The 12,796-nt window shown below is 62.5% G+C and carries 13 protein-coding genes and 1 tRNA gene; 10 read left to right on the top strand and 4 right to left on the bottom strand.

Annotated elements, in window-relative coordinates; translation table 11 throughout:
- Nucleotides 1-85 precede the first annotated feature (85 nt).
- Nucleotides 86-307, top strand: a complete 222-nt coding sequence (locus M1D51_RS05825; protein WP_172322796.1) for a hypothetical protein — start codon at nt 86-88, stop codon at nt 305-307.
- Nucleotides 308-396: 89 nt separating this feature from the next.
- Nucleotides 397-1,188, top strand: coding sequence for a potassium channel family protein (locus tag M1D51_RS05820; RefSeq protein WP_458108896.1), 792 nt, complete (start codon nt 397-399; stop codon nt 1,186-1,188).
- Nucleotides 1,189-1,487: 299 nt separating this feature from the next.
- Here the strand turns inward: M1D51_RS05820 and M1D51_RS05815 are convergent.
- Together M1D51_RS05815 and M1D51_RS05810 are read right to left on the bottom strand one after the other, a co-directional pair.
- Nucleotides 1,488-1,569: transfer RNA gene (locus M1D51_RS05815), tRNA-Tyr, on the bottom strand.
- A 128-nt stretch (nt 1,570-1,697) separates the two neighbouring features.
- Nucleotides 1,698-1,964 carry a hypothetical protein gene (locus M1D51_RS05810; RefSeq protein WP_172322794.1) on the bottom strand — a complete coding sequence of 89 codons (267 nt, stop codon included), beginning with the start codon at nt 1,962-1,964 and terminating at the stop codon, nt 1,698-1,700.
- A 182-nt stretch (nt 1,965-2,146) separates the two neighbouring features.
- Between M1D51_RS05810 and M1D51_RS05805 the strand changes: the two genes are divergently transcribed.
- From M1D51_RS05805 to efeB, 4 genes are all read left to right on the top strand, one after another.
- Entirely contained in the window at nt 2,147-2,638 is a 492-nt protein-coding gene (locus M1D51_RS05805; protein WP_017200185.1) for a YajQ family cyclic di-GMP-binding protein, read from the top strand.
- Between the two features lie 198 nt (nt 2,639-2,836).
- Nucleotides 2,837-3,691 carry an iron uptake transporter permease EfeU gene (gene efeU, locus M1D51_RS05800; protein ID WP_458108895.1) on the top strand — a complete coding sequence of 285 codons (855 nt, stop codon included), beginning with the start codon at nt 2,837-2,839 and terminating at the stop codon, nt 3,689-3,691.
- A gap of 63 nt (nt 3,692-3,754) precedes the next feature.
- Nucleotides 3,755-4,927: an iron uptake system protein EfeO gene (efeO, locus tag M1D51_RS05795; protein ID WP_458108894.1), complete on the top strand. Its 1,173-nt coding sequence runs from the start codon at nt 3,755-3,757 to the stop codon at nt 4,925-4,927.
- Entirely contained in the window at nt 4,924-6,366 is a 1,443-nt protein-coding gene (gene efeB, locus M1D51_RS05790) for an iron uptake transporter deferrochelatase/peroxidase subunit (protein WP_458108893.1), read from the top strand. The genes efeO and efeB overlap by 4 nt, the downstream gene beginning before the upstream one ends.
- A 17-nt stretch (nt 6,367-6,383) precedes the next feature.
- On the opposite strand, the gene htpX is transcribed toward efeB, so the two are convergent.
- Entirely contained in the window at nt 6,384-7,253 is an 870-nt protein-coding gene (gene htpX / locus M1D51_RS05785; protein WP_458108892.1) for a zinc metalloprotease HtpX, read from the bottom strand.
- Nucleotides 7,254-7,517: 264 nt separating this feature from the next.
- On the opposite strand from htpX, the gene M1D51_RS05780 reads away from it, so the two are divergent.
- The 4 genes from M1D51_RS05780 (at nt 7,518) to M1D51_RS05765 (ending at nt 11,075) form a co-directional block, all read left to right on the top strand.
- Nucleotides 7,518-8,306: a hypothetical protein gene (locus M1D51_RS05780; protein WP_172325237.1), complete on the top strand. Its 789-nt coding sequence runs from the start codon at nt 7,518-7,520 to the stop codon at nt 8,304-8,306.
- 30 nt (nt 8,307-8,336) lie between these two features.
- The gene (locus M1D51_RS05775) at nt 8,337-8,813 is read left to right on the top strand and encodes a Fur family transcriptional regulator (RefSeq protein ID WP_017199873.1); all 477 of its coding nucleotides are present in this window, start codon (nt 8,337-8,339) and stop codon (nt 8,811-8,813) included.
- Between the two features lie 14 nt (nt 8,814-8,827).
- A complete protein-coding gene (locus M1D51_RS05770) occupies nt 8,828-10,309 on the top strand; it encodes a catalase (RefSeq protein ID WP_026539710.1) in 1,482 nt (493 codons plus the stop codon).
- Between the two features lie 130 nt (nt 10,310-10,439).
- Nucleotides 10,440-11,075 (top strand): DUF2461 domain-containing protein, encoded by a 636-nt coding sequence (locus tag M1D51_RS05765; RefSeq protein WP_458108891.1) that lies wholly within the window; start codon nt 10,440-10,442, stop codon nt 11,073-11,075.
- A 114-nt stretch (nt 11,076-11,189) separates the two neighbouring features.
- On the opposite strand, the gene M1D51_RS05760 is transcribed toward M1D51_RS05765, so the two are convergent.
- Nucleotides 11,190-12,743: an amino acid permease gene (locus M1D51_RS05760; RefSeq protein ID WP_458108890.1), complete on the bottom strand. Its 1,554-nt coding sequence runs from the start codon at nt 12,741-12,743 to the stop codon at nt 11,190-11,192.
- Nucleotides 12,744-12,796 lie beyond the last annotated feature (53 nt).

The following is a 12,796-nucleotide window of genomic DNA, read 5'->3' as shown; positions in this document are numbered from 1 at the left end:
TTGCACTAACGTTTACCGCCGGTTCATCAAAGGCGTGCAGAATATCTGAAACTCTTCTGTTGAATGACCATCCAAGGGGGACCCTTTGAGCACGCTGCAAACTACCAGGCCACAGGGCCAGGTCTGGCCCGAACTTTCACGCCACCAAAGCGTTGTCCTCCAGGATGCGCGGGGCAACCGCATCGAGGGAACCATCGACGGCATGACCGAGGACCGCAGCACCCTGTGGATCCAGCTCAAGGGCGGCCTCGGCAGGCAACTGATCCACCACCTCGACGGATACTGGCTGGAGACACCCGCCGCCTGAGCGGTTCCACACGCCCTGCCGCCCTTCCCGCAGTACCCTTCGGCTGTCCCCGCAAGGGTAGATGCGCCTGCGATGGCTAGTATTCCCCTATGACACAAGCGCGATACCGGGACCTGGTGGAATGGCCCCTCATGGCCACGGCACTGATCTTTCTCACCGCCTATGGATGGCAGGTCATCGGCAAGGTGAACGGGCCCGATGCGGTGCCGTTCGAGATTGTCCTCTGGATCACCTGGGGTATCTTCGCGCTGGACTATTTCGTCAACCTCTGGCTTGCCGAAGACCGGATGCGCTGGTTCCTCTGGAACCTGCACGAGCTGTTGATCGTGGTACTCCCCTTCTTCCGCCCCCTGCGGCTCCTGCGCCTGGTCACTCTGCTGTCCGTTCTCCAACGCACTGTGGGCGAAACATTGCGCGGACGCGTTGCTACCTACGTGGCAGGCGCAGCGGCGATGCTCATCCTCGTCGGCGCACTGGCAGTTTTGGACGTGGAGCAGAATGACCCCGCAGCGAAGATCCTCAATTTCGGTGATGCCGCCTGGTGGGCTGTCACCACCATCACCACCGTCGGCTACGGAGACCTGTACCCGGTAACCCCCATCGGCAGGATCGTAGCTGCGGCACTGATGATGAGTGGCATCGCAGTGCTGGGTATCGTCACAGCATCGATCGCCTCTTGGCTGGTTCAGCGGATCGAGGAGAACGCCGAGGACGTGGCAGCGGCCGCCGAAGTCAAAGCCGCCGCAGCCGAGGAACCCGTACGAGCCGAGATGGCCGATCTGGTCACCGAGATTGCAGCCCTGAGGATGGAGATCGCCGAACTTCGGGAAGCCACGGAAGCCCGGCAAACCGCGGAATCAGGGCGGGAGCGCGAAGCCTAGGCTCGGCGTCCCGCTGGAGCCCGTACGTTCACCACCTACTTTGGGCAGCCGGATGCCATGACACGCCCTTGGTTACGGCGAGTCGCCGCCTAAGTGCGATCAAAGTGGGTGGTGGCGGCACACTCGTCCGGCACTCTCAACTCCCGCGCTCATCTCCCGCGCTCATCCGAATCTCCGGCCGCACAACGGGTGCGCCGGCGAACAACACCGGGATCCTTGGGCCGGGAAGCCGCCTGGCGAGATCTGCCGGGCATAAAAAAAATCCCCGGAACCACTGGTTCCGGGGATTTTCCTTTGGGTGGCAGATGAGGGATTCGAACCCCCGTAGGCGTTGCCAGCTGATTTACAGTCAGCCCCCTTTGGCCGCTCGGGTAATCTGCCGAACTTCAAAAGAAGATCACTTCCGGGGACCGTTTCTTTTAGATCCGGTAACCGAAGGCAGAGACAACCTTACAGAACTTTCTGCGAAGAATCTAATCGGGGGCAGATGCCAGGGATTTCGCGGTATTTCACGCTTCCCCGAGGATCCGGCCCGCCAGTTTGGCTTCGAACTTCTCCGCCTGCTCGGCGGTGATCTGGTTCAGCTGAACCGCCCGGAGCAGGTCGGCGTGCACTCCGTCCATGCGGGCGGTGGCGTCAGGGACAGGGCTCAGGACGATCGAAGCAGCAACAGCAGCAGCAGCTACAGCACTCGCGGCGGCAACTGCGGCCGTGCCAAGGGAGCCCGCTGCTGCGGACGCGGATTTGCTGATGGACTGGACGGCCTTGCTGCTCATGCTGATCCTCCGGCGATGTGTTCTTCCAACTGGTACAACTCTCAACCGAGCCCCTCCGTTCCAGCAGTGCATGCGCTGTGAGCGAACTGTGAAAGAACTCCCCGGCCCCAACCCCCGGCTTCCGTACTAGGCTGGATGCCAGACCAACCCGCCCTCACAGGGCCCCCAACCTAAGGAGAGTCATGGCAGGCGAATCCACATTCGACGTCGTCAGCAAGGTAGACAAGCAAGAGGTCGCCAACGCACTGAACCAGTCCCAGAAGGAAATCGCGCAGCGATACGACTTCAAGGGCGTGGGCGCGGAGATCGATTTCAGCGGCGAGAAGATCCTCATGAAGGCCAACTCCGAGGACCGCGTCCTTGCCGTCCTGGATGTCTTCCAGTCAAAGCTGATCAAGCGCGGCATCTCGCTGAAGTCCCTGGACCAGGGCGAGCCTTTCCCCTCCGGCAAGGAATTCCGCCTTGAATGCACCATCAAGGAGGGCATCGCCCAGGACATCGCCAAGAAGATCAACAAGATCATCCGCGATGAAGCCCCCAAATCGGTCAAGTCCCAGATCCAGGGCGACGAACTGCGCGTAACCTCCAAGTCCCGCGACGACCTCCAGGAAACCATGAACATCCTGAAGAAGTTCGAAGAGGCAGATCTGCAGTTCGTGAACTTCCGCAGCTAAGCTGCCCGCACCATCCGAAAAGCCGGTGTGCAGCCCCACCCAGGAGCCTGCGCACCGGCTTTTTGCTACCCGAAACTACAGCGATTGTCGTAATGAGTTGGCGCATTAGCACACGATTAGTTTGCGTAATAGTCAAGTCACAGTAGTCTTCTTCCTTAGGTGAGCCTAACTACGGCTTCCCAAGCGAAAGAAAACCACATGACCGCCAACTTCCTGATCGGCCTGCGCGAAGGCCTTGAGGCATCACTGATCGTGGTGCTCCTGATGGCTTATCTGATCAAAACCGGCAGGCGGCATTTGATCTCCCGGGTATGGATGGGCGTCGGTGTTGCCATCGCCATTTCGCTTGGTTTCGGCGCCCTGCTGACCTTCGGCCCCCGCGGCCTGACATTCGAGGCGCAGGAAGCGATCGGCGGCGGCTTGTCCATTCTGGCCGTTGGACTGGTGACCTGGATGGTCTTCTGGATGGCGCGCACCGCGCGCAGCCTCGGGGGCGAACTCCGCTCACAAGTGGACAAAGCGGCCGACGGCGCCGCCTGGGGCCTTGTGGTGGTTGCGGCACTGGCCGTGGGACGCGAAGGCCTCGAAACAGCATTGTTCATTTGGGCTGCAGCCCAGGCCACCGGTGAAACCACCTTGCCCCTCCTTGGCGCCTTGCTGGGCCTGATCACCGCAGCCGGCCTGGGGTACCTCTTGCACCGGGGTGTCCTGAAAGTGAACCTTGGCCGGTTCTTCACGTGGACGGGCGTTGGCCTGATCATCATTGCCGGCGGCGTCCTGGCCTATGGAATCCACGATCTCCAGGAAGCGGGCATTCTTCCCGGTTTGAATAACCTGGCCTTTGACGTCTCCGCCGCCATCCCGCCGTCGTCCTGGTACGGCACCCTGCTCAAGGGCACCCTGAACTTCTCCCCCGCCACCACGTGGCTGGAAGCGGCAGCATGGGTGCTCTATGTGGTTCCGGTACTGTTCCTCTACCTCCGGGCCAACCGTGCGTCGCCGCCCAAGGCCGCAAACCCCGCTTCAATCCCTGCGGTAGCAACCCAGCGGTAACGCCCGCAGTCTTTCCGGGCAACTCCTGCCCCGCGCCTACCTCCAACCAAAAGGAACCCACCCATGCTCGGATCAGCCAACCTCCGCCGCACCCTTGCCGTGATCGGCGCAGCCGCGGCCGTGCCCTTGGTACTTGCCGGCTGCACAGACAACACCAAGGCCACCGGAGCCACGGACGGTCCCATCCAGGTCAGCAGCACCGCCAACGAGTGCAAGGTCTCCACGGGTACCGCACCCAGCGGCAACCTGACCTTTGCTGTGAAGAATGAGGGCACCGAGGTCACTGAGTTCTACCTGCTGGCTGAGGACGGACTGAGGATCCTGGGTGAAGTGGAGAACATCGGGCCCGGCATCACCCGCAATCTGGTGGTCACAGCTCCGGCGGGCAAGTACAACACGGCCTGCAAACCGGGCATGCAAGGACAAGGCATCCGCGCTTCCTTTGAAGTCACCGAGTCGGGCAACAAGCCCACCGTGGACGCCGATTTCCAGAAGCTCCTGGACAATGGTTCCCAGCAGTACGCCGCCTACGTCAAGGACCAGACAGAGCAGCTGATCGTGGGGACCAAGGCCTTCGCTGAGGCCTTTGCCGCAGGGGACGCAGCGAAGGCCCGCGATCTTTACGCTTCCACCCGCATGCATTGGGAGCGGATCGAACCCGTGGCAGAATCCTTCGGCGATCTGGACCCCAAGCTCGATGCCCGCGAAGCCGACCTTGAGCCCGGCCAGGAATGGACCGGCTGGCACCGTGCGGAGAAGGACCTCTTCCCGCCGGCGGAGTACACAGCCATGACTCAGGCTGAGCGCAGTGCCATTTCCACGCAACTGGTGACGGACACCGAGGACCTGGTCACCCGCACCCGCACGGTGGAACTGACACCGGACAAGCTCGGCAACGGTGCCAAGGAACTCCTGGATGAAGTTGCCACGGGCAAGGTCACCGGTGAAGAAGAGATCTGGTCCCACACCGATCTCTGGGACTTCCAGGCCAACGTCGACGGCGCCCGCATCGCTTTCGAGAACCTGAGGCCGGCCCTTGAACAGAAGGACGCCGAGCTCGCCACGTCCTTGGACGAGAAATTCACGGCCCTGCAAACCGAGCTCAAGAAGCACGCCAAGGGTGACGGCTTTGTCTATTACAACGAGCTAAGCCAGGAGCAGGTCCAGCAGCTTGCGGCCTTGGTCGATTCGCTGGGTGAGCCCCTCTCCAAGCTCACCGCAGCCGTGGTGCTATGAGCGGCTGCCCCTTCGGGCACACCGGCGATCCCGGCGACAACCCTGCCGACGCTGAACGCCGCGGCGGGTCCGCCGGCATCGAACGTTCCGGCGAGCCGGCCGCCGTCGTAAACTCCCGGGAAGCGTCCGACGGCGGTGCCCGCGCTGCCGCTGGAACCGCCACCAAAGGCATGTCCCGGCGCGGCTTGCTCTCCCTTGCGGGGGTCGGGGGTGCCGGGGCCGTGGCCGGGCTGGCCGCCGGCTTTCTGGGGCATGACGCCCTGACCGCGGGCGCGGCAGCCGCTGACACCAGCACCGGGGAGTCCGTGGTGCCGTTCTTTGGCGATCACCAGGCCGGCATCACCACCCCGGCGCAGGACCGGTTGCACATGGCTGCCTTCGATGTCACTACCGAGGATCGCAAGGAACTCATCAAGCTCCTCAAAGACTGGACGGCCGCGGCTGAAGCCATGACCACCGGCAACCCCACGGGCAGGACCGGCGCGGTGGACGGGCCCTATGATGCTCCACCGGAAGACACCGGCGAGGCCTTGGACCTGGCGGCCGCCAAGCTGACGCTGACGTTCGGATTTGGCGCCGGACTGTTCGAGAAGGACGGGAAACCGCGGTTCGGACTGGACGGCCGGCGTCCTGAAGCTTTGATTGATCTTCCGCATTTCCCGGGCGACGATCTTCAACCGGGGCGAACCGGGGGCGACATCGTCATCCAAGCGTGCGCCGATGACCCCCAGGTAGCCGTCCATGCCATCCGCAACCTCGCCAGGATCGGCTTTGGAAAGGTCCGGGTCCGGTGGTCTCAGCTGGGCTTTGGCCGCACGTCTTCGACGTCCCGCGCGCAAGTGACGCCCCGGAATCTCTTCGGTTTCAAGGACGGCACCAACAACCTCAAGGTCGAAGACAACACGCTGCTTGATGAGCACGTGTGGGTGGGCTCCGGCCCCGCGGGCGAGCAATGGATGACCGGCGGCAGCTACCTGGTGGCCCGCAGGATCCAGATGCACATCGAAATTTGGGACCGGACCTCTTTGCGGGAACAGGAAGGGCTGATCGGCAGGACCAAGGGAGCGGGCGCGCCGCTGTCCGGCGGAGACGAGTTCACCGCACCCGATTTCACCCTGGCCGGCCGTAACGGCGATCCCCTGATTCCCCTCGATGCCCACGTGCGACTGGCCCACCCGGAGCAAAATGCCGGCGTCAGGATGCTGCGCCGCGGCTACAACTTCACGGATGGCTCGGATGGGCTGGGCCACCTGGATGCCGGATTATTCTTCATAGCGTTCGTCAAGGATCCCCGGACCCACTATGTCCCCATGCAGCTGACGTTGGCCAAGAGCGACACCCTCTCCGTGGAGTATCTGAAGCACACCGGCTCCGGGCTCTTTGCGGTGCCTCCGGGTGTGCAGCAGGGCGGCTTCATCGGCGAAGGGCTTTTCGCCTGACCGCGTTCAACGGGAACCTAGGACAGCGGGCGCCCGGCCATCCGCTCCAAGCGGCTGATGCGCTCCTTCATGGGCGGGTGGGTGGAGAACATCCTTCGCATACCGCCGCCACGGAAGGGGTTGGCGATCATCAGGTGGGACGCGTTGACCAGCCTCTGGTCCTGCGGGAGCGGCAGCTGGGTGACACCGGATTCAATCTTGCGCAGGGCTGAGGCGAGTGCCAGCGGATCGCCGGTGAGCTCGGCCCCGTCTTCGTCGGCGTCATACTCCCGCGTGCGGGAGATGGCCATCTGGATCAGCGAAGCGGCAAATGGTGCCAGCAGCGCCATGGCGATGGTGGCCAACGGGTTGGCGTTGCGGCGGTCCCCGCTGCCGAAGATGAGCAGCATCTGCCCCACGGACGTGATGACGCCGGCCACCGCTGCAGCCACCGACGACGTCAGGATGTCGCGGTTGTAGACGTGCATCAGTTCGTGGCCCAGCACTCCACGTAGCTCGCGGGCATCGAGCAGGTGCAGGATCCCTTCGGTACAGCACACGGCGGCATTTTTGGGATTGCGGCCTGTGGCAAAGGCGTTGGGGGTCATGGTGGGCGAGAGGTAGATCCGCGGCATCGGCTTGTTGGCCCTCACAGAGAGCTCCCGGACGATCTGGTACAGCTGCGGAGCCTGGGCTTCAGTGACCGGGTAGGCGGCCATGGAGCGGATGGCGATCTTGTCGCTGTTCCAGTATCCGTAGGCGGTGGTGCCCACACCGATCAATGCCATGATCCAGATGGGCGTGGTGCTGCGCGTTCCTGCGGCAATGATGGCGCCCAAACCCAACAACACCGCCCACAGCACACCGAAAAGCGCTGCGGTCTTGAGTCCATTGTTGTGTTTATGCACGGTTGCTCTTGCCTCTTTCATCGGCTCTGGCACGGATTCTGTAAGGATTAACGCCGACACCGGTTATCGTGTTCCGTTCCCAGCCTACGGGCCGCTCGCCGCAGGCAGGGCTAAGGCACCGGGTGCTTTGCATCGTAGGCAACGTACGCCCCCCTATTCGCTGGCGAGTCGTGACAATCAAGGACGGGATGTGAGGACCGTCCAACGCTTTCTTCCCACCTGTGGTGCTCCGCTTGGTAGGCTCACCCCGGGGAAGGAGTTGACATGCGCACATCGCGGCAATTGCTGTACCGTTCGGCTTTTTGGGAGATTGCCAGGCCACGTCACCCCCTCACCGCCGGACATGTGCTGATCAGGCTCTCGGACCCCTCAACAGAATTCGCCCACCCTTCAGCCGCCGACTGGCTTTTCTGCCACGGACTGGCCCGCGCCGCCCTGGCAGATGTCCTTGGCTCCACCCGGTGCGCCATCATGTTCGCCCACCAATGGCACCCCCTGGGTTCGGCAATCGGGGAGCCCGTAGCGGAATCTTCCACGCCAACGTTCCACCTGTTCGGGCGATGGGACGGAGAAACCACGACGCCGGGACACCAGTTGTCGCTTCCGGCCCACCGCCGGACCGGCGAAGCGGACCACGATATGGAGGCCACCGACGCTGCCATGCGTGAGTCTTTGCGGCTTGCCCGGCCGGAGGTTGCGGCGGGGCCGGATGCTAAAGCAGCTGCCGCCGTCGAGCCCGTTGCCGCCGTCGAGCCTGTTCCCGGTCCCCTGGTCCGGGCCGTGGACGCAGGACCACGCCACACCGTACTGGAACCTGCCAGGAAACTTGCAGCCATCAGCGAGGTGCGTCCGGCAGAGTTGCTGGCGATCGGTGCAGCGTTGGCCGTTCTTCCCGTCCCCGGAGGTTTCAGTGGAATCAGTTGTGTTGCCTTGGAAGGCCAAGAGCCCGGAGCGCCGTTGCGGGTCCATGCATTGGGCCGATCTGCCGCCGAAGTGGTGAATCCACTGGAAGACTTCCTGGATTCACCAGAAGTTAGCCTTGCCTTATTGTGAACTCCTCAAAATAAGTGTTTCAATGAATGCATGACAGATCACACCGCCGAGCAAGCAGAATGGGCAGCAGCCCTGCATGCCCATGGCCGGCGTGTGACCAAACAGCGGCTGGCGGTGCTCGCCGCAGTCCAGCACCATCCGCACTCTCCGGCAGAAGGCATCCTTGCCGCTGCCCGCAAAGAGCTTCCTGAACTGACGGCGCAGTCCGTTTACGTAGTGCTCAGCGACCTCACGGACCTTCAGATGCTGCGCCGATTCGAACCCCCGCACTCCCCGGCACTCTACGAAACCCGGGTGGGTGACAACCACCATCACGCCGTCTGCATCAGCTGCGGCAAGGTGGAGGACGTCGATTGCGCCGTGGGCCACGCACCGTGCCTCACCCCGCACTGGGATGAGAATTCCAAGCCCATGACCATCCAGATCGCAGACGTCCTGTACCAGGGCATCTGCCAGGACTGCCAGTCCAAACAACAGCTTCCCGTAACTTCCGTAACTCAGAAATAAGAAAAAGGAGAACAATGACTGCCATTTCAACAACCCAGTCAGGTGCCCCCGTAACCTCCGACGCGCACTCGAAGTCCGTCGGCGCTGACGGTGCCATCATCCTCACCGATCACTACCTGGTGGAGAAGCTCGCACAGTTCAACCGCGAGCGGGTCCCGGAGCGTGTAGTGCACGCCAAGGGCGGCGGCGCATTCGGTACGTTCAAGACCACCTCGGACGTTTCGGCCTACACCAAGGCAGCCTTCCTGCAGCCGGGCGTCGAGACGGACATGCTGATCCGCTTCTCCTCCGTTGCAGGCGAGAACGGTTCTCCCGACACCTGGCGTGACCCCCGCGGTTTCGCCGTGAAGTTCTACACCTCCGAGGGCAACTACGACCTCGTTGGCAACAACACCCCCGTCTTCTTCATCCGCGACGGCATCAAGTTCCCGGACTTCATCCACTCCCAGAAGCGCCTCCCGGGCAGCCACCTGCGTGACGCTGACATGCAGTGGGACTTCTGGACCCTCTCCCCCGAGTCTGCCCACCAGGTCACCTGGCTCATGGGCGACCGTGGCCTCCCGGCTTCCTGGCGTGAAATGCAGGGCTATGGCTCGCACACGTACCAGTGGATCAACGCCGCCGGCGAGCGTTTCTGGGTCAAGTACCACTTCAAGTCCAACCAGGGCGTCAAGACCATCACCGGTGACCAGGCTGAGCAGCTTGCCGGCTCGGACGCTGACTTCTACATCCGCGATCTCCAGGAGAACATTGCCGATGGCAACTTCCCCTCCTGGGAACTGCACGTCCAGGTCATGCCTTACGAGGACGCCAAGACGTACCGCTTCAACCCGTTCGACCTCACCAAGGTGTGGCCGCACTCTGACTACCCGCTGATCCACGTGGGCACCATGGAGCTGAACAAGAACCCGGAGAACTACTTCGCGCAGATCGAGCAGGCCACCTTCGCGCCGTCGAACTTCGTACCGGGCATTGCCGCTTCCCCGGACAAGATGCTGCAGGCCCGCATCTTCTCCTACGCTGACGCACACCGCTACCGCGTGGGTACCAACCACGCCCAGATCCCGGTGAACCAGCCCAAGAACCAGGTCAACAACTACAGCCAGGATGGCCAGGGACGTTTCCTGTTCAACTCCCCCTCCACTCCGGTGTACGCACCGAACTCCGTGGGTGGCCCGGCTGCTGTTGAGCCCACCTCACCGGCCGGTGGCTGGGAGAACGACGGCGAGCTCACCCTCTCCGCCCACACTCTGCACGCTGAGGACGACGACTTCGGCCAGGCCGGTACCCTGTACCGCGAGGTCTACGACGACGCTGCCAAGGCCCGCCTCCTGGACACCATCACCGGTGCCGTTGGCGGCGTGAAGAACGCCGACATCAAGGAACGCGCCATCCAGTACTGGACCAACGTTGACTCCGAGCTCGGCGCCAAGCTCCGCGCCAACCTCGGTGCAGGCCAGACCGAGTCCGACGCCGAAGCAGCCAACAAGCTCTAAGCGTCTTTTGCTCCACTGCTTTACCTGATCACCCCGCTGCGGATCTCCGCAGCGGGGTGATCTTTTTGTTTTTCCACATAGCTGCCTTGGACTATGGCTGGGCCGGTAGTGGCGTCTCTAGGATCCTTCTATGAGCACATTCGAAGGCATCCCTACTGCCGCATTCCGCTTTTACGCCGAGCTTGAAGAGAACAACAACCGTGAGTGGTGGCTGGGGAATAAACAGAGGTACGACGCCGAAGTGAAAGGGCCGCTGACTGCCCTCCTTACGGAGTTGGAGCCGCAGTTCGGCCCGGCTAAGATTTTTCGCCCCAACCGTGATGTCCGGTTCTCGCAGGACAAGTCACCGTACAAGACTGCCCAAGGGGCCTTCGCTGCAGGCCAGGAAGGTGTCGGCTATTACCTCCAGATCAGTGCCGACGGCCTGTTGATCGGTGGCGGCTACCACTCCCACACCCCGGCGCAACTGGCGCGATTCCGGGCCGCAGTGGACGCTCCTGACAGCGGACTGGAACTGCAGGAGATCATCGATGCGGTGGCAGGAGCCGGCTTCGCCATCGAGGGCGAGAAACTGAAGACAGTTCCGCGGGGTTTCGACAAGGACCATCCCCGCGGGGAACTGCTCAAGCACAAGTCCCTGTCAGCGGGCGTTGAGGTGGGTGAACCTGGCTGGCTGGCCACTCCCGCAGCCAAGGATGAGATCGCTGCCCGCTGGGAAGTGCTGAGGCCACTGGTTGATTGGGTACGCGAGCATGCGGCGCCGTGACTGCGAAAGTACTGATGGGAAGATCGACACGAAAAAGCGCCCGGAAACCGTTGGGTTTCCAGGCGCCTTCTCCAGCAATATCAGGCAGCTGTCTGACAAGCTGCGGGGATTGGACTAGACCTTGGTGTAGCTGTCCTCGTCCTCGTCGCCCTTGCGCTGGGTGCTTTCAGGAGTACCGTCCACCGAGGCCTTGGCTGCGGCGAACTTCTCGTTGAGCCGCGAATGACGCTGACCGTAGGCGAAGTAGATGGCCATACCGATGACAAGCCAGATCGCGAAGAAGATCCAGGTTTCCACGGCCAGGTTGGTCATGAGGTAGAAGCAGAGGACTGCCGACACCCACGGCAGGACCTTGCCGAACGGGACCCGGAAGGCGGGCTTGAGGTCCGGGCGCTTCTTACGCAGCACCAGGATGCCCAGGCTGACCATCACGAATGCGGAAAGCGTTCCGATGTTGATCATCTCCTCGAGCAGGTCCACCTTGGTGACCCCTGCCACGAGGGCTACGGCTGCACCACAGATGATCTGCAAGCGGGCCGGCGTCGAGCGCTTTTCGCTGGTCTTGGACAGTGAACGCGGCAGGAGCCCGTCGCGGCTCATGGCCAGGACCACGCGGGACAGGCCCATGAGCAGCACCATGATCACCGTAGTCAGGCCCACCAAGGAACCGAACGCGATGATCTTGGCAGCGTCCGTATTGCCCACGGCCTCGAAGGCTGTGGTCAGGGTGGGGTTCTTAACCTCGGCCAGCTGCGTGTAGGAAACCATGCCCGTCAACGCGAGGGAGACCAGGATGTAGAGCAGCGTAACCACCGCAAGGCCACCGAAGATACCGCGCGGCAGGGTCTTCTGCGGGTTCTTGACCTCTTCTGCGGAGGTTGCCACTACGTCGAAGCCGATGAAGGCGAAGAACACCAGGGCTGCGCCGGCGAAGACGCCCAGAGTTCCGTACTGGGCCGGTGCAGCGCCGGTGAGGAAGCCGAAGAAGGACTGCTTCATGACGTCGGCGGCACCGGAGTCAGTAGGCTGCGAGGCAGGGATGAAGGGAGTGTAGTTGGAGAACTTCACGTAGCTGAAGCCGACAACGATCACGAACAGCACCACGGCGATCTTGATCAGCGTAAAGACGTTGCCGACGCGGGCGGACAACTTTGTCCCCAGCACCAGGAGCACAGTGAAGATGGCAACAATGAGGAAGGCACCCCAGTAGAGGTCAATGCCGGCTACCTGGATTGACGGCGGCATCTCCACACCCATCAGGCCAAAGACCGTGCTGAGGTAGATCCCCCAGTACTTGGCGATCACGGCCGCAGCGGTGAAGAGCTCAAGGATGAGGTTCCACCCGATGATCCAAGCAAGGACTTCGCCCATGGTGGCGTACGTGAAGACGTAGGCGGAGCCGGCCACGGGAATCGCGGTGGCGAACTCGGCGTAGCACATGATGGCTAAAGCACAGGTGACAGCGGCGATGGCGAAGGAGATGGTGACGGCGGGGCCGGCAAAGTTTGCGGCAGCCTTGGCGCCAACCGAGAAGATCCCGGCGCCGACAGCAACGGCGACGCCCATGATCATGAGGTCCCAAGTGCTCAGGCTGCGCTTGAGCTTGCGACCGGGTTCGTCGGCATCGGCGATCGACTGCTCGATCGACTTGGTCCTGAAAATGTTCATAAAAATGCCACATTCTGGATGGGAGTGGTATAGGACTCATCAAGAATAGTGTC

This window comes from Arthrobacter sp. R3-55 (assembly GCF_054161505.1).
Note: the sequence above shows the minus strand (reverse complement) of the source record. Positions and strands in the feature narration are given on the sequence as shown.